Origin of the sequence: Polaromonas sp., from assembly GCF_029945925.1 — a bacterium.
Taxonomy (GTDB): Bacteria; Pseudomonadota; Gammaproteobacteria; order Burkholderiales; family Burkholderiaceae_C; genus Polaromonas.
Genome location: NZ_JAQSDN010000062.1, coordinates 88,933 through 105,571, shown reverse-complemented (window position 1 = coordinate 105,571; position 16,639 = coordinate 88,933). Strand labels below are relative to the sequence as shown.

The window sequence follows — 16,639 nt, the reverse complement described above, 5'->3', positions numbered from 1 at the left end:
AGGCTCAACTGCGGTAGTCGGCGTTGATCTTGACGTAGTCGTAGGACAGGTCACAGGTCCACACCGTATCGGCCGCCGTGCCGCGGCCCAGCAACACACGCACGGTGATTTCGCTTTGTTTCATCACGCGCTGGCCGTCGGCCTCGACATAAGCGGCATGGCGACCGCCGTGTTGGGCCACCAGCACATCGTCGAGGTAGAGGTCGATTTGGGTCTGGTCCAGATCGGCGATACCGGCATAACCGACCGCGGCCAGGATGCGGCCGAGGTTGGGGTCGCTCGCAAAAAAGGCTGTCTTGACCAGCGGCGAATGCGCAATCGCGTAGGCCACCTGGCGGCACTCGGCAGCGGTCTTGCCGCCTTCGACGCTGATGGTGATGAACTTGGTCGCGCCCTCGCCGTCGCGCACAATCGCCTGCGCCAGCTTTTTCGCGATGTCCAGCATGGCCGACTTCAGGGCCTGGCCGTCGGGGCTGTCCAGCGAAGTGACAGGGGCATGCCTGGCCTGGTTGCTCGCAATCACGACAAACGAGTCGTTGGTGGAGGTGTCTCCATCAACCGTAATGCGGTTGAAAGAGCCCTCGGCCAGTTCGGTGGCGAGCTGCGCCATCAGGCCCTGCGCCACACAGGCGTCGGTCGCCACAAAGCCCAGCATGGTGGCCATGTTGGGCCGTATCATGCCGGCGCCCTTGCTGATGCCGGTGATGGTCACGGGCACGCCGCCCAGGGTGATGCGGCTGGAAAACGCCTTGGCCACGGTGTCCGTGGTCATGATGGCCTCGGCGGCCCTGCCCCAGTTGTCGGCTTTTGCATCGGCCAGTGCAGCGGGCAGGCCTGCGGCAATTCGCTCATGGGGCAGAGGCTCCATGATCACACCGGTGGAAAACGGCAGGATCTGCTCCGGGGCCACATTGAGCTCACGCGCCAGCGCAATGCAGCTGGCGTGCGCCCGGCTCAGGCCGTCCGCGCCGGTGCCGGCATTGGCGTTGCCGGTGTTGATCAGCATCGCGCGTATGCCCAGGCTCTGACCGCCGTTTCGGGCGAGGTGCTCGCGGCAAATCTGCACCGGTGCGGCGCAAAAGCGGTTTTGCGTAAACACCGCCCCCACCGAGGCGCCCTCATCGAGCAGCAGCACCGACAGGTCCTTGCGGCCGGCCTTGCGTATGCCCGCCTCGGCAATGCCCCAGCGCACGCCGGGCACGGGATGGAGCTGGTCGGCAGGCGTGGCAAGCAGGTTCACGGGCATGTTGTCTTGGCTCCAGAAGCAGGCCGACGGACGGAACTCAATTGAGTTTTCCGTGGCAGAGTTTGTATTTTTTTCCCGAGCCGCAAGGGCACGGATCGTTGCGGCCCACGCGTGGCACAGCGCCGGCCGGCAAGGCCTGCTTGTAGCGCAGCGATTCCTCATCCACCGTGGTTTCCACTTCGCCGGTTTCGGTCGGCGCCGTGTAGGTCACGTTGGCGATCCGCTCCGCGCGGTCTTCCATTTCCTCGGCGGCCTGGCCGAGCTGTTCGCCCGACTGGACCTGGACCGTCATGAGCAGCTTGGTGACTTCATTTTTCACGCTGTCGAGCAACTGGCCGAACAGCTCGAAGGCCTCGCGCTTGTACTCCTGCTTGGGCTGCTTCTGGGCGTAACCGCGCAGGTGGATGCCCTGGCGCAGGTAGTCGAGCGAACTCAGGTGCTCGCGCCAGTGCGAGTCAATGCTCTGCAGCAGCACGATGCGCTCGAACTGGGTGAAGTTTTCCGCGCCGATTTTTTCAACCTTGTCGGCAAAAGCCGCGTTGGCGGCGGCAATCACTTTTCCCAGCAGGTCTTCGTCGGTGATGGCGGTGGCTGCCTGGACCTCGTCGTGCAGGGAGATCTCGAGCTGCCATTCGTCGCTCAGCACTTTCTCCAGGGTCGCAATGTCCCACTGCTCTTCCACGCTTTCGGTCGGGATGTACTGGCGCACCAGGTCGGTAAAACAACCCTCGCGCAGGGAGGCGATCTGCCCTTCCAGGCTGGCCGCGTCCATGATGTCGTTGCGCTGCTGGTAAATCACCTTGCGCTGGTCGTTGGCGACGTCATCGTATTCCAGCAACTGCTTGCGGATGTCGAAGTTGCGCGCCTCCACCTTGCGCTGGGCGGACTCGATGCTGCGTGTCACGATGCCGGCCTCGATGGCCTCGCCGTCCGGCATCTTGAGCCGTTCCATGATGGCGCGGACCCGGTCGCCGGCAAAAATGCGCATCAGCGTGTCGTCCAGGCTCAGGTAAAAACGCGAGGAGCCGGGGTCACCCTGGCGGCCCGAGCGGCCGCGCAGCTGGTTGTCGATGCGGCGGGACTCATGCCGCTCCGTGGCAATGATGCGCAGGCCGCCGAGCGCCTTAACCTGCTCGTGGTCCTGCGCCCACTGGGCGCGCAGGCGGGCGATTTCCACCGCTTTGGCCCCGGCGTCCAGCGACTCGTCCGCCTCGACCGCCTCAACAAGTTTTTCCACGTTGCCGCCAAGCACAATGTCCGTGCCGCGGCCGGCCATGTTGGTGGCGATCGTGATCATGCCGGGACGTCCGGCCTGGGCCACGATGTCGGCTTCGCGTGCATGCTGCTTGGCGTTGAGCACCTGGTGCGGCAATTTCTCCTTGTCCAGCAGCTGGTCGATGATTTCCGAGTTTTCGATCGACGTGGTGCCCACCAGCACCGGCTGGCCGCGTTCGTGGCATTCGCGGATGTCCTTGATGGCCGCCTCGTATTTTTCACGCGTGGTCTTGTACACGCGATCGAGCTGGTCCTCGCGCCGGCTCGGTCGGTTCGGCGGGATCACCGTGGTCTCGAGTCCGTAGATTTCCTGGAACTCGTAGGCCTCGGTGTCGGCCGTTCCGGTCATGCCGGCCAGCTTGCCGTACAGGCGGAAGTAATTCTGGAAGGTGATCGATGCCAGGGTCTGGTTCTCGGCCTGGATCTCCACACCCTCTTTCGCCTCGACGGCCTGGTGCAGGCCCTCGCTCCAGCGCCGGCCCGACATCAGGCGGCCGGTGAACTCGTCGACGATCACGATCTCGCCGTCCTGCACCACATAGTGCTGGTCGCGGTGGTAGAGGTGGTTGGCACGCAGGGCCGCGTACAGGTGGTGCATCAGCGAGATGTTTGCCGGGTCGTACAGCGTGGCGCCTTCGGGAATCAGGCCCAGGCTGAACAGGATGCGTTCGGCGTTTTCGTGGCCCTGCTCGGTCAGGAACACCTGGTGGGTCTTTTCATCGAGCGTGAAATCGCCGGGCTTGATGATGCCCTCGCCGGTACGCGGGTCGGCCTCGCCTTCCTGGCGCGTCAGCAGGGGAACCACCTTGTTGATGGCCAGGTACATTTCGGTATGGTCTTCGGCCTGGCCGCTGATGATCAGCGGCGTGCGGGCTTCGTCGATCAGGATCGAGTCCACCTCGTCGACGATGGCGTAGTTCAGTCCGCGCTGAACACGGTCGGCCACTTCGTAGACCATGTTGTCGCGCAGGTAGTCGAAACCGAATTCATTGTTCGTGCCGTAGGTGATGTCGGCGCGGTAGGCTTCCTGCTTCTCGGGGCGCTGCATGTTCGGCAGGTTGATGCCGACCGTCAGGCCCAGGAAGTTGTAGAGCTTGCCCATCCAGCGGGCGTCGCGGTTGGCGAGGTAGTCGTTGACCGTGACCACATGCACGCCCTTGCCGGTCAGCGCATTGAGGTAGACCGGCAGCGTCGCCGTCAGGGTTTTGCCCTCGCCGGTTCCCATCTCGGAAATCTTGCCGTTGTGCAGCGACATGCCACCCAGCATCTGCACGTCGAAGTGGCGCATCTTCATGACACGCTTGCTGCCTTCCCGGACCACGGCAAAGGCTTCGGGGAGGATCTCGTCCAGGGTCTCGCCCTTGGCCAGGCGGTCTATGAATTCCCGGGTCTTGGCACGCAGCTGCTCATCATCGAGGGCTTCCAGTGGTGCTTCCAGTGCATTGATTTGCTCGATGGATTTACGGTAGGTTCTGAGCAGGCGGTCGTTGCGGCTGCCGAAGATTTTGGTCAGGATATTGGAAGCCATAAATGCGAGGCCGCGCTGACAGCTCCCATGAGCGGGCAGTGCGGCCGAAATCCTTATTGAGTATCGACTTAGGTAGGGGCGCTGCCAGCTGGTTTCAACTGCGCGCGAAGCGCCGATTTTACCTCTGCCGCGCCCTTACTTCGGCCGGACCGCCTGAACCGACGGTCCCTGGGCCGGCGGGACAGTGGCGAGCGCCATCGGCGCGGGCAGTTTCTGGCCTGCCGTCAGGAATTTCTGGGGATCCTGGAACACGCCCTGCACCAACACTTCAAAATGCAGATGCGGCCCGGTCGAGCGCCCGGTTGTCCCAACCTCGGCAATTTTCTGCCCCCGCTTGATCAGGTCGCCCTTTTTGACCATCACCCTGGACGCATGGCCATAACGGGACACCAGGTCGTTGCCGTGGTCGATTTCGACCATGTTGCCGTAAGCCGGGTGGTATTCCTGCGTGACCACAACGCCACCTGCCGCAGCCAGAATCGACGTGCCGGGTTCGGCCGGGAAATCCAGCCCGGTGTGCAGTGCGGAGCGACCGTTCAGCGGGTCAATCCGCCAGCCGAAAGCAGAGCCGAGCACGCCGGCCGCCACCGGCTGCTGGGTGGGCACCATCATTTTCTTGATCTTCTGGTCAAACAGCCTGGACTCCATCACTGTCATCAGGTCCACGCGCTGGTCTGTCAATTTGTCGAGGTCGGCCAGGGTCGCCTGCAGCTCTTCCATGCTCAGCGAGCGTCCTTCCACCAGCGCGCCGCCGCGCCCGGGCTGGGTCCTGATCTCGCTGGAACTGACACCTGCCAGGCCCGAGACCCGCTCACCGAGCGATTCGAGCTGCATCATCTTGGCCTGCATTTCGCCCAGGCGTTTGGCCATGGCGTCGAGGTTTTCCCGCATGAAGCGGTCCCGTTGTTCGAACTCGTCCTTGACCACCAGTTTGACGAGGGCACCGATCACCGGCCAGCCCTCGCGCGCGCCCTTGAGGAAAACCCAGTGGTACATGCCCGCGGCCACCAGCATCAATGCCAGTGCCGCGACAAACCCCGCCACCACCAGCTTGGTCCCGCTCAGATAAATGGCACGGCTTTGCGCCAGCCAAGCATCCGTGATAATCAAATGCACGTAGTCGTCTCCTTCAAAATCAGAGCCTGATAACCTTGAACTCCAGCCCCCGCCGTCACCAGGCCGTCACTTTCAGCCAGGCTGTCGAGAACTCGCCATCGCTGGCGCGGCTGGCCGGGCTTGTCCAGGAATCCAGCGACAGGCTCAAGGCTGTGGAGTCACTGATTCCTGAAGCCTTGCGCCCCGCGATTCAGGCCGGGCCGATCGAAGACGGGGCATGGTGCCTGCTGGTCAGCAGCAATGCCGCTGCGGCCAAAGTACGCCAGTTGCTGCCACTGATCCAGTCCCGCCTGATCGATAAAGGTTGGAAGGTTACCTCAATTCGGTTGAAGATACTAATCAGCCGAAAGTAGTAGCCAGCCTGACCCGCTCTCGGCCAAGGCCAGCCTGCGCTGGCCGGACTGCTATCAAACCGGGAGTGAACGCTGTCCGCCGGCACTTGGCCGGGACAGGATGGAGGTGAATGGTGCCGCTTGTCGGATTCGAACTGACGACCTACCGCTTACAAGGCGGTTGCTCTACCAACTGAGCTAAAGCGGCACAAACTCTATTTTACTTGACGCGCTTGAGTGAAGGGCGCTTGCCTTGTTGCGGCTGGGGTGGTTCGGGCGGTTCCGGATCATCGTCGCGCGCCGAAGAGGCCGAAGAGGCCGAAGAGGCCGAAGAGGAATTGTTGGCTGGAACCAATTGTACGATCTTCGCTTCCGAGGTCGGAGACGGGTCCACCTCCGTTGCGGCAGGCGGCGCGTCCGCCTGAACCGATGACGGGGAAACACCCTCCGACGGCCCTGTCGCCAGCGGAAACGCCATTCCCTGCCCGTTCTCGCGGGCGTAAATGGCAATCACACGGCCAATCGGCACCATGATCTCGCGGGCACTCCCGGCAAAACGCGCCTTGAACTCGATGAAGTCATTGCCCAGCTTGAGCGAGCTCGTCGCATCAAAACTGATGTTGAGCACGATCTCGTTGTTCTTGACGTATTCACGCGGCACCTGCACGGTCTCGTCCACAGCCACCGCCACATAAGGCGTGAGCCCGTTGTCGGTACACCAGTCGTACAGAGCCCGTATCAGGTAGGGGCGTGTGGAGGTGGAGTCCAGGGCGTTCATGAAATCAGCCAAGCCAGGTCCAAGACAGCCTGCGGGCCCCCTCTTCACAAGCAGGGGCCGCGGAACCGGCTTTGCCGGGCCGCAGGCGCAGCGCCCCCCCGGGGGGCAGCGCAGTACGCGAAGCGACAAGCGTGGGGGCCATTACTTTCTCATGACCTTCTCGGACGGCGTCAGCGCCTCGATGTAAGCCGGACGCGAGAAGATGCGCTCCGCATATTTGAGCAGGGGTGCGGCATTTTTCGACAGATCGATGTCGTAATAGTCCAGGCGCCAGAGCAACGGGGCAATCGCCACGTCGAGCATGGAGAAGTTGTCACCCAGCATGAACTTGTTTTTCAGGAACACGGGCGCCAGCTGCGTCAGGCGGTCACGGATGTGCGAGCGGGCCTTTTCGAGCGCCTTTTCGTTGCCTTTGGAAGCGCGTGCTTCCAGCGTGCTGACGTGGACAAACAGTTCTTTCTCGAAGTTGAGCAGAAACAGGCGAACCCGCGCACGGTCGACCGGGTCGCCGGGCATCAGTTGCGGATGCGGGAAACGCTCGTCGATGTACTCGTTGATGATGTTCGACTCGTACAGAATCAGGTCGCGCTCGACCAGAATCGGCACCTGGCCGTAGGGATTCATGACATTGATGTCTTCGGGCTTGTTGTACAAGTCCACGTCGCGGATTTCGAAGTCCATACCCTTTTCAAACAGCACAAAACGGCAGCGATGCGAAAACGGGCAGGTCGTGCCTGAATAAAGGACCATCATGGTTCGGAACTCCTAAATGCAAAGGAGTGGAACCGTTGACGGCATCCACTCCAGAAGGTGCCGGGAAGCCAGCCCCGGCGAAAAAAATTACTTGATGTCTTTCCAGAATGCCGCGTTCAGGCGCCAGGCAACGAAAGTCAGACCCAGGAGAAACAGCAGCACCCAGGCACCGACCCTGACGCGGGTATTCTGTGCAGGCTCAGCCATCCACTGCATATAGCCAACCAGGTCGCCCATGGCCTGGTCGTACTGGAGGTTCGTCATGGTGCCAGGCGTCACTTGCTGCCAACCCTTGAAGATCGCCACCTTGTGGCCGTGCTCTTCCTTTTCCTCGTACAGCGGTTTGCGCTCGCCGGACAGTTCCCACAACACATGCGGCATGGCCACAGTGGGGAACGCCAGGTTGTTCCAGCCGGTGGCAGTGGTGTCGTCGCGGTAATAGGTGCGCAGATAGGTGTAGAGGTAGTCCGCACCCGAGCCGCCCGCGCCGGCGCGCGAACGCGCGATCACGGTCAGGTCAGGCGGGTTCGCGCCAAACCAGTCCTTGGCCTGCTTCGGGTCGATCGAGGCCTTCATGGTCTCGCCCACCTTGTCGGTGGCGAACAGCAGGTTGTCCTTGATCTGCTGCTCGGTCAGCCCGATGTCGCGCAGGCGGTTGTAGCGCATGAACGCGGCGGAGTGGCAGTTCAGGCAGTAGTTGACGAACAGCTTGGCGCCGTTTTGCAGCGCGCCCAGGTCGTTGGTCTTGTTGGGCGCCTTGTCCCAGGCAATGCCCGTGGTCGCCGCGTGCGCGCCCGTACCGGCCAGCGCCAGCATGACGGCAAAACCCAGAGCCAGTTGTTTCAGTGTCTTCATCATGTCAGGAGTCTCCGGCTCAATGGGCAGCAAAAGTCACGCGGTCAGGAACCGGCCTGAAAGTACCCAGGCGGCTCCACCAGGGCATCAGCAGGAAGAAGCCGAAATAAAACAGCGTTCCGACCTGCGAGACGCGCTCGTTGATCAGTGAAGGCGGGTTGATGCCGAGGTAACCAAGCACCAGGAAGTTGACGACAAAAATGCCGTACAGCCACGAATGCCAGGTGGGCCGGTAACGGATCGATTTGGCGGCACTGTTGTCCAGCCAGGGCAGGAAAAACAGGATGATGACCGCGCCACCCATGACAACCACGCCCCAGAACTTGGCGTCGATCATCAGCATCGCGCCTATCAGCACCACGGCGGCGCCAACAATCACCAGCTTGAACAGCGTGGCGATTTTTGCCTTGAGCACACCCAGCACCGCACCCGCCAGCACACAGGCGATCAGCGCGTACATCATCTCGCTGGTGATGGCGCGCAGCATCGAGTAGTAGGGCGTGAAATACCAGACCGGGGCGATGTGCAGCGGCGTCTTCAGCGGGTCGGCCGGGATGAAGTTGTTGTACTCGAGAAAATAACCGCCAGCCTCGGGGGCAAAGAAGATGATGGCCGAGAAGATCATCAGAAACACGCTGACCGCAAAGATGTCGTGCACCGTGTAGTAGGGATGGAAAGGAATGCCATCGAGCGGCTTGCCGGCGGCGTCTTTTTTCGCCTTGATTTCCACACCGTCGGGGTTGTTGGAGCCGACTTCATGCAGCGCGATCAGGTGCGCGACCACCAGGCCCAGCAGCACCAGCGGCACGGCGATCACGTGGAAGGCGAAAAAGCGGTTCAGCGTGGCGTCGCCGACCACGTAGTCGCCGCGGATCAACAGGGCCAGATCGGGACCGATGAAGGGAATGGCGGCAAACAGGTTGACGATCACCTGGGCGCCCCAGTAGCTCATCTGGCCCCAGGGCAGCAGGTAACCCATGAAGGCCTCGGCCATCAGCGCCAGGAAAATCGCGCAGCCGAAAATCCAGATCAACTCGCGCGGCTTGCGGTAGCTGCCGTAGATCAGGCCGCGGAACATGTGCAGATAGACCACGACAAAAAATGCCGACGCGCCTGTCGAGTGCATGTAGCGGATCAGCCAGCCCCAAGGCACGTCGCGCATGATGTATTCAACCGAGCCAAACGCCAGCGCGGCATCGGGCTTGTAATGCATGGTCAGGAAAATGCCGGTGACGATCTGGATGACGAGCACGAGCAGCGCCAGCGAGCCGAACACGTACCAGAAGTTGAAGTTCTTTGGTGCGTAGTATTCGCTCATGTGCTCTTTGTAGAGCTTGCTGGCCGGGAAGCGGTTGTCGACCCAGTTCATCAACCTGGCGGCAGCCGGCGCATCGGGGGAAATTTCTTTGAATTCAGCCATAAGGGGTCCTATTTGCTACTCGATGGGGGACTTGGCGGGCGCCACGCGGCGCCAGCGGGTTGTCCAGCAAAGCTTCAGGCTTTTTTGTCCTCACCAATCAGCAGCTTGGCATCTGACAGGTACATGTGAGGCGGCACTTCGAGGTTGTCCGGTGCCGGCTTGTTTTTGTAGACGCGGCCGGCGATGTCGAAGGTCGAACCGTGGCAGGCGCACAGAAAACCGCCCGCCCAGTCATCCGGCAGCGATGGCTGTGCACCAGGGGTGAACTTGTCGCTGGGCGAGCAGCCCAGGTGTGTGCAGATGCCGACAGCCACAAAATATTCGGGTTTGATGGAGCGGTTTTCGTTGCGGGCGTACTCGGGTGTGAGTTCGCCGGGCTTGCGCTCGGACTTCGGGTCGGCCAGCTGCGGGTCCAGCTTGGCCAGGCCAGCCAACTGCTCGGGCGTGCGCCTGACGATCCAGACCGGCTTGCCGCGCCATTCCACCGTGAGCTTCTCGCCCGGCTTCATGGTTGAAATATCGACTTCGACCGAAGCACCGGCGGCTTTTGCACGCTCGGAAGGCTGGAAGGTGCTGACGAAGGGCACGGCGACAGCGGCCACACCGGCACCGCCGACGGCGCAGGTGGTCACGATCCAGTTTCTTTTGTCTTTGTCAATCGGTGCGCCGGGCGGCACGTTAAGGCTTGCTTGGGTCATGGATGTCCTACAAGAACAGGGCTTGAAAAACTTGAAAGAGGGCTTATGGGGGTCAACCCGGGATTGTAACGGAGCGCGAATGGCATTTTCAAGCCGCGAGACCCATTCCGACAGCGCGGCTGCGACATCGGCAGGACCGCAGCGTTGCCGCCGTCCGAAGCGGCATCGTTACGCCCTGCCCCTGCCGCATGGGCACAATGGCAGGTGTTTACCCACCACGCAAGGAGTGCCCCATGGGATTGATGAAGGAATTCAAGGAATTTGCCGTCAAGGGCAATGTCATTGATCTGGCTGTGGGCGTGATCATAGGCGCCGCTTTCGCCAAGATTGTGGACTCGGTGGTCAGCGACCTGATCCTGCCGCTGGTGGGGGCGGTGATTGGCAAGCTCGACTTCTCGAATCTTTTTGTAGTCCTGGGCAGCGTGCCCGCGGGCACGGCCATGACGCTCGACGCGCTGAAGAAAGCCGGCGTTCCGGTGTTTGCCTACGGCAACTTCATCACGGTGGCGGTCAACTTCGCCATCCTGGCGTTCATCATCTTCCTGATGATCAAGCAGATCAATCGCCTGAAAAAGGAAACCCCGGCTGCGCCCGCTGCCACGCCCGAAGACGTCGTACTGCTGCGCGAGATCCGCGACAGCCTGAAGAGGTAAGTTCACCCTGTCGGTCGCTCACTGCGTGTAGCGCCTTCCCCCTTCCAGGGGCGGCGCCTGCGCGCCGGCAAAGCCGGACACGCGGCCCCTGCTTGAAAAGTCATGGCTTTTGATATTGATTTGATAGCTGTTGGCGCCCGTCCCTGTTGGACCACAGGCGTTTTATCCTCTTAAGGCGGCCAGTTTTCGCGCCATGCGAATGGCCGCCAGCAGGCTGGACGCGTCGGCCCTACCGCTGCCGGCGATGTCAAACGCCGTGCCGTGGTCCGGGCTGGTGCGCACCAGCGGCAAGCCCAACGTGACATTGACGCCCTGCTCCACCCCCAGGTACTTGACCGGGATCAGGCCCTGGTCGTGGTACATCGCCACCACCACGTCAAACTCGCCGCCCTGCCCGGCTTTGGCGCGGGCCCTCATGAACACGGTGTCAGGGGCGAAGGGACCGCTCACATCCAGGCCCTCTTCCCGGGCCCTGACGATCGCCGGCGCGATGATGTCCACCTCTTCGCGGCCAAACAGGCCGCCCTCGCCCGCATGCGGGTTCAGCCCGGCCACCGCAATGCGCGCCCTGCCGCCCGAGGCGCTGCGCACCGCCTGGTGCGTGATACGCAGGGTCTGCAACACGTTGTCGAAAGTCACAGCGGCTATCGCCTCGCGCAGGGACAGGTGAATGCTGACCAGCACGGTCTTGAGCTCATCATTGGCCAGCATCATGCGTACCGGCAACGCGGACACGTCCTTGCCGAGAAAAGCCGCGGCTTCGGCCTGCAGCAGTTCGGTATGACCGGGGAAACGCGCAAACGCCGCGCCGGCGGCGGCCAGCGCCTCCTTGTGAATAGGCGCGGTGACCATCGCCGCGCACTCGCCAGCCAGGGTCGCCCGGGCCGCCCAGACAATGCAGTCCGCCGCCGCCTTGCCGGCCAAAGCACTGACTTTCCCAAAAGGCACGGGCGCAGGCAGCTCACATTTTTGTAGCACAGGAATGCAGCGCGGCGGCACCGCCTGCCAGTGGCTGGCCGCGTCGAGCAGGGCCACGGGTGCTGCCCGGGCCGGGCCGCCACCCACCAGCTGCGCGGCGCGGCGCAAGGTGGCGACATCCCCCACCACCACGCAGCCGGCCAGTTCGGCTGGCGCGTCGCGGAAGGCCTTGGCAATGATTTCCGGCCCGATCCCGGCCGGATCGCCCATGGTGATGGCCAGTGGCCGGTTTCTCAGGTCCTGCATGTCTTCCCCTGGCGGTCTGTACGTCCCATAATGGTTTGCATGGCGCCGCACGGCGTCCCCAAGCTGCTTGCCGGCTCACTTGGCGGCTGGGCAGCCGGCAAGGCCACTGAACAGGGGAAAGCGAAGACATGCATCCTGCCGGTATTCTCGCGCAAACGCCCTACGGCGCTCCCGCGCCGCGGCGCAAGGCGGCATGAACACGGCCGAAACCATCATCTGGAGCGCCGCCGCAGGATCGATTGGCCTGGTGGTCCTGCTCGGCGCGGCAGACGCGTTCATCAGCCGAAGCCGCGCCAGTGTGCAGAGCCTGGTTTACCTGACGGCCTGCTGGCTGTTTTTCACGCTGCTCAGCGGTCTTCCGGCAGCCATGCTGCCTAGCCCCGATGTGTCCTGGCTGCATACCGCCCAGGTGCTGATCGGGCCCCTGTGCGGGGGACTGGGCACATACGGTGCGGGCCAGTGGCTGTCGGCGGCCAGGCGCGACCGGCTCACCGACCTGAGTTTTCGCAGTGTCAGCACCCTGTGCCTGGCGGGCGGGCCGCTGTGCCTGCTGCTCGCGCCAGGCTGGCAACTGCCCGCATCGGCGGCGCTGGCCGTTCTGGCCCTGTCGGTGACGCTGTGGCTGGCCGTGCGCACGGCGCAACAGGGCGACCGGCTGGCCTGGGGGCTGGCCGCCGGCTGCCTGCTGACCCTTCCGCTGCAGCTCGGCCTGTACTGGCTGGTACTCAACACCAGCCGGCCCTCGGTCCTGCTGCAGTCCGGCATGGCCCTGCTTGCTTGCTCAGCGCCTCGGTGATCGCCGTCACCCTGTGGCTGCGCAACCACCAGGACCTGGAAATCCGCCATGCCGGCCAGTCGCGGCGCGACCCCACCACCCAGCTTTACAGCAGTGTCGTGCTGGTGCAGAAAATCCTGCGTGCGCAGCGCCGGCTGGCGCGCACCCGGCGCGACGGCGCAATCATGGCGGTGCGGGTGTTCGAGCCCGAGCGGCTGCTGGACCAGGTGGGCCAGCACGGCCTGAACGAGATTTACGCGCAGCTGGCGCGGCGCATGCAGCGCCACACCGGTGTCGTCAACCCCGCGGGGCGTTATTACGACCGCTGTTTTGTGGTTCTGATCGAAAGCCTGCATTCGCCCGGCTGGATACGCACCATGGGATTACGCGTGGCCTCCAGCCTGCGGCGGCCGCTGGAGATCAGCGCGCTGAACGGCGAACGCATCAGGATCAGCGCCGACATCAGCGTCGGCATGGTCCATCTGACGGGTGCGGGCAGGGACGTGGCCCAGCTGCTGCACGAGGCCGAGGAGATGGCCGCGGCCGCACGCGGCATGCGCTCGCGCGCCGCGCTGCTCGACGAAATCACCCGCCAGGCCGTACCGGTGGAAAATGCCCAGCTCGGCGTGAGCTGGCACGCCATGCGCTCGGGGCGGCCGCACCATGCACGCAACAACGGCCACGGCGCCCGGCCCCGCAAGACGCCGGCCTGACAGCCTCTCAGGCCGGGTTGTCGATGTCGATGAACTCGTGCACCAGCCCGAACTGCGCGGCCACGTGCGCCGCCACCGCGGGCGCGCCGTAACGCTCGGACGCATGGTGGCCGCAGGCAATGAAGGCCACGCCCATCTCGCGGGCGTAATGCGCCTGCGGCTCGGAGATCTCGCCGGTGATAAAGGCGTCGGCCCCGGCGGCAATCGCGTCCTCGAAGTAGCCCTGCGCGCCACCGCTGCACCACGCTATGTTTTTAATAGCTACCGGCGCCCGTCCAACAAGGGTTACGGGACGATTTAATGCATTTTTGACATGGGACGCCAGGCTGTCGGCGCTGTCAAAGCCTTCGCTGGTGCCGCTGCGCCCGCCCAGGAAACCCAGCTTGTTCTCGCCGAAATAGCGGTCGGCCGTCAGCCCGAGCTGCAGACCCAGCTGGGCGTTGTTGCCGAGTTCGGGGTGGGCGTCCAGCGGCAGGTGGTAGGCGTAGAGGTTGATGTCGTGGGCCAGCAGCAGCGCCAGCCGTTGCTTCATCCAGCCGGTGACCCGGCCGTCCTGGCCGCGCCAGAACAGGCCGTGGTGCACAAAAATCGCATCGGCCTGGGCGGCGACGGCCGCCTCGATCAGCGCCAGGCTGGCAGTCACGCCGGAGACGATCTTGCGCACCTCCGCCTTGCCCTCGACCTGCAGGCCGTTCGGCCCATAGTCCTTGAAACCTTCGGGCTGCAGCAACTGGTCAAAAGCGCCCAGCAACAGGGCGCGCGGCGCAATCGCGGAGCTGTCAGAACTCATGGGCATCCCACCTTTCTTTTCCAGCCGGGGCCGCGGAACCGGCTTTGCCGGGCCGCAGGCGCAGCGGCCCCCTCGGGGGGCAGCGTAGTACGCGCAGCGACAAGCGTGGGGGTCATTGGGGCAGGAAGCCCTCGATCGACAGGTAACGCTCACCGGTGTCGTAGTTGAAACCCAGCACCGTGCTGCCGGCAGGAATCTCCGGCAGCTTCTGGGCAATGGCGGCCAGCGTGGCGCCTGAGGAAATGCCGACCAGCAGGCCCTCTTCGGTCGCGCTGCGGCGGGCATAGTCCTTGGCGGCATCGCCTTCGACCTGGATCACGCCGTCCAGCAGGCTGGTTTTCAGGTTGGCCGGAATGAAGCCCGCGCCTATGCCCTGGATCGGGTGCGGCGAGGGTTTGCCGCCGCTGATCACCGGTGAGGCCGAGGGCTCCACTGCATAGACCTTGGTGTCCGGAAATTTGCCCTTGAGTACCTGCGCCACGCCGCTCAGGTGGCCGCCGGTGCCAACGCCGGTGATCAGGTAGTCCACGCCGTCGGGGAAGTCCGCCAGGATCTCTTCGGCGGTGGTGCGCACGTGGATGTCGATATTGGCCGGGTTTTCAAACTGCTGCGGCATCCAGGCGCCGGGGGTCTGCGATACCAGCTCCTTGGCGCGGGCAATCGCGCCGTTCATGCCTTTTTCGCGCGGTGTCAGCTCGAAACTGGCGCCGTAGGCCAGCATCAGGCGGCGCCGCTCGGTGCTCATGCTGTCGGGCATCACCAGCACCAGTGTGTAACCCTTGACGGCGGCCACCATGGCCAGGCCCACGCCGGTGTTGCCCGAGGTCGGCTCGATGATGGTGCCGCCGGGCTGGAGCGCGCCGGATTGCTCGGCCGCTTCGACCATGGACAGCGCGATGCGGTCCTTGATGGAGCCGCCCGGGTTGCTGCGTTCGGACTTGATGTAGATCTGGTGGGTCTGGCAGGCCGCCCCAAACAGCCGGTTGATCCGGATGTGCGGTGTATGACCGATGGTGGCGAGGACGCTGGCAGCTTTCATGGCGGATTCCTTGTGTTTTTGCCTGGAACCGGAGCGGTTACACGGACGCAGGGCTGCTGCAAATTATGGCTCCTCCCGACGGGGGGCGCAGGACACGGACCGCGGGACGGCCGCGCGCGTGCAAAGTGGGGGAAAATCGCAACTCTTGGTAATTCCCTGCCGGCCCCCAACTTTCCTGCCCAGCCGCCTTTTTTCTGTCTTTCTGTTCTGCTTTTCTGTTTTCTGTCTTCACGGCCGTTTCCTTCTGGACCCACCATGCGCAAATTCTGGCTTCTGTTTTCCCAAACCGTGACGGTTTTCCTGGCCGCCTATTTTGTTGTGGCCACGCTCAAGCCCCAGTGGCTAAACCGGCCGGGCATGGGCGCGGTGGCGGTGATCGAAGCGCCGGCAGGCCTGCCGGGCGCCCCGGCACCGGCCGGCAGCTTTGCCGCGGCGGCCAGGTCGGCTTCAGCGGCGGTGGTCAGCATCAACACCAGCAAGGCGGCAGCGCGCAACCCGAACATGGACGACCCCTGGTTCAAGTTCTTTTTTGGCGACCAGGGGGGGTTAAACGAGCCGCAGGTCGGGCTGGGCAGCGGCGTGATCGTCAGCCCCAACGGTTACATCCTGACCAACAACCATGTGGTCGAAGGCGCGGACGACATCGAAGTCATCCTCAACGACACGCGCAAGGCCAAGGCCAAAATCATAGGCACCGACCCTGAAACCGACCTGGCGATCCTGAAAATCGAACTCGACAAGCTGCCGGTCATCGTGCTGGGCAGCTCGGACACCCTGCAGGTCGGCGACCCGGTGCTGGCCATCGGCAACCCCTTCGGCGTCGGCCAGACGGTCACCAGCGGCATTGTCAGCGCGCTGGGCCGCAACCAGCTGGGCATCAACACCTTCGAGAACTTCATCCAGACCGACGCCGCCATCAACCCGGGCAATTCGGGCGGCGCGCTGGTCGACACCCAGGGCCGGCTACTGGGCATCAACACCGCGATTTATTCGCGTTCGGGCGGCTCCATGGGCATCGGTTTTGCCATTCCGGTGTCCACCGGCAAGCAGGTGCTCGAAAGCATCGTGAAGGACGGGCAGGTCACGCGCGGCTGGATAGGCGTGGAGCCGCAGGACCTGAGCCCCGAGGTGGCCGAGACCTTTGGCATCAAGCCCGAGGCACTGGGCGCAGGCGGCGTGATCATCACCGGTGTGCTGCAAAACGGCCCGGCCGCGCAGGCCGGCATCGTGCCGGGCGACGTGATCACCACCGTGGCAGGCAAGCCGGTCCGCACCGTGACCGAACTGCTGAGCGCGGTGGCGGGCCTCAAGCCTGGCGTGGCGGCACCGCTGGGGGTCCTGCGCAAGGACAAGAAAACGGAAATCGCCGTGGTTCCGGGCACCCGGCAGCGGCCGAAAATCCAGCGTTAAAACGCCCAGAACGCTATCAATTTAAGAGCTGCCT

The 16,639-nt window shown here is 63.6% G+C and carries 16 protein-coding genes and 1 tRNA gene; 5 read left to right on the top strand and 12 right to left on the bottom strand.

Features of this window, described 5'->3' with window-relative positions:
* Positions 1 to 4: 4 nt before the first annotated feature.
* The 3 genes from argJ to PSV40_RS20910 form a co-directional block, all read right to left on the bottom strand.
* A complete protein-coding gene (gene argJ, locus PSV40_RS20920; RefSeq protein ID WP_300541525.1) occupies positions 5 to 1,246 on the bottom strand; it encodes a bifunctional glutamate N-acetyltransferase/amino-acid acetyltransferase ArgJ in 1,242 nt (413 codons plus the stop codon).
* Positions 1,247 to 1,283: 37 nt separating this feature from the next.
* Entirely contained in the window at positions 1,284 to 4,049 is a 2,766-nt protein-coding gene (gene secA / locus PSV40_RS20915; RefSeq protein WP_300541523.1) for a preprotein translocase subunit SecA, read from the bottom strand.
* A 135-nt stretch (positions 4,050 to 4,184) separates the two neighbouring features.
* On the bottom strand, positions 4,185 to 5,165 hold the full coding sequence (locus PSV40_RS20910) for a M23 family metallopeptidase (protein WP_300541521.1): 981 nt from the start codon (positions 5,163 to 5,165) through the stop codon (positions 4,185 to 4,187).
* 35 nt (positions 5,166 to 5,200) lie between these two features.
* Here PSV40_RS20910 and PSV40_RS20905 point away from each other — a divergent pair, with 35 nt between their 5' ends.
* Positions 5,201 to 5,518: a hypothetical protein gene (locus PSV40_RS20905; RefSeq protein ID WP_300541519.1), complete on the top strand. Its 318-nt coding sequence runs from the start codon at positions 5,201 to 5,203 to the stop codon at positions 5,516 to 5,518.
* A gap of 111 nt (positions 5,519 to 5,629) precedes the next feature.
* Here PSV40_RS20905 and PSV40_RS20900 read toward each other — a convergent pair.
* The 6 genes from PSV40_RS20900 to petA all read right to left on the bottom strand — a co-directional run bounded on the left by PSV40_RS20900 (position 5,630) and on the right by petA (position 10,001).
* Positions 5,630 to 5,705 (bottom strand) — tRNA-Thr (locus PSV40_RS20900).
* 12 nt (positions 5,706 to 5,717) lie between these two features.
* Complete coding sequence (locus PSV40_RS20895) at positions 5,718 to 6,275, bottom strand: ClpXP protease specificity-enhancing factor (protein ID WP_300541518.1); 558 nt, start codon at positions 6,273 to 6,275, stop codon at positions 5,718 to 5,720.
* A gap of 141 nt (positions 6,276 to 6,416) precedes the next feature.
* Positions 6,417 to 7,028, bottom strand: a complete 612-nt coding sequence (locus PSV40_RS20890; protein WP_096667159.1) for a glutathione S-transferase N-terminal domain-containing protein — start codon at positions 7,026 to 7,028, stop codon at positions 6,417 to 6,419.
* An 87-nt stretch (positions 7,029 to 7,115) separates the two neighbouring features.
* On the bottom strand, positions 7,116 to 7,844 hold the full coding sequence (locus PSV40_RS20885; RefSeq protein WP_300541575.1) for a cytochrome c1: 729 nt from the start codon (positions 7,842 to 7,844) through the stop codon (positions 7,116 to 7,118).
* Positions 7,845 to 7,902: 58 nt separating this feature from the next.
* Positions 7,903 to 9,303 carry a cytochrome b gene (locus PSV40_RS20880; RefSeq protein WP_300541516.1) on the bottom strand — a complete coding sequence of 467 codons (1,401 nt, stop codon included), beginning with the start codon at positions 9,301 to 9,303 and terminating at the stop codon, positions 7,903 to 7,905.
* A 74-nt stretch (positions 9,304 to 9,377) separates the two neighbouring features.
* Positions 9,378 to 10,001 carry a ubiquinol-cytochrome c reductase iron-sulfur subunit gene (gene petA, locus PSV40_RS20875; protein ID WP_096699600.1) on the bottom strand — a complete coding sequence of 208 codons (624 nt, stop codon included), beginning with the start codon at positions 9,999 to 10,001 and terminating at the stop codon, positions 9,378 to 9,380.
* Between the two features lie 233 nt (positions 10,002 to 10,234).
* On the opposite strand from petA, the gene mscL reads away from it, so the two are divergent.
* Positions 10,235 to 10,654: a large conductance mechanosensitive channel protein MscL gene (mscL, locus tag PSV40_RS20870; RefSeq protein WP_300541514.1), complete on the top strand. Its 420-nt coding sequence runs from the start codon at positions 10,235 to 10,237 to the stop codon at positions 10,652 to 10,654.
* 162 nt (positions 10,655 to 10,816) lie between these two features.
* Here mscL and pdxA read toward each other — a convergent pair whose 3' ends face one another.
* Positions 10,817 to 11,878, bottom strand: coding sequence for a 4-hydroxythreonine-4-phosphate dehydrogenase PdxA (pdxA, locus tag PSV40_RS20865; protein ID WP_300541512.1), 1,062 nt, complete (start codon positions 11,876 to 11,878; stop codon positions 10,817 to 10,819).
* 193 nt (positions 11,879 to 12,071) lie between these two features.
* Here pdxA and PSV40_RS20860 point away from each other — a divergent pair, with 193 nt between their 5' ends.
* Positions 12,072 to 12,674: a hypothetical protein gene (locus tag PSV40_RS20860; RefSeq protein ID WP_300541510.1), complete on the top strand. Its 603-nt coding sequence runs from the start codon at positions 12,072 to 12,074 to the stop codon at positions 12,672 to 12,674.
* Positions 12,656 to 13,366, top strand: coding sequence for a GGDEF domain-containing protein (locus PSV40_RS20855; RefSeq protein WP_300541508.1), 711 nt, complete (start codon positions 12,656 to 12,658; stop codon positions 13,364 to 13,366). Before PSV40_RS20860 ends, PSV40_RS20855 begins: the two co-directional genes overlap by 19 nt.
* Positions 13,367 to 13,373: 7 nt before the next feature.
* On the opposite strand, the gene PSV40_RS20850 is transcribed toward PSV40_RS20855, so the two are convergent.
* Positions 13,374 to 14,156 (bottom strand): Nif3-like dinuclear metal center hexameric protein, encoded by a 783-nt coding sequence (locus PSV40_RS20850; RefSeq protein ID WP_300541506.1) that lies wholly within the window; start codon positions 14,154 to 14,156, stop codon positions 13,374 to 13,376.
* 112 nt (positions 14,157 to 14,268) lie between these two features.
* Entirely contained in the window at positions 14,269 to 15,195 is a 927-nt protein-coding gene (gene cysK, locus PSV40_RS20845; RefSeq protein WP_300541504.1) for a cysteine synthase A, read from the bottom strand.
* 255 nt (positions 15,196 to 15,450) lie between these two features.
* Here cysK and PSV40_RS20840 point away from each other — a divergent pair, with 255 nt between their 5' ends.
* Positions 15,451 to 16,605, top strand: coding sequence for a trypsin-like peptidase domain-containing protein (locus PSV40_RS20840; RefSeq protein WP_300541502.1), 1,155 nt, complete (start codon positions 15,451 to 15,453; stop codon positions 16,603 to 16,605).
* Positions 16,606 to 16,639: the final 34 nt, after the last annotated feature.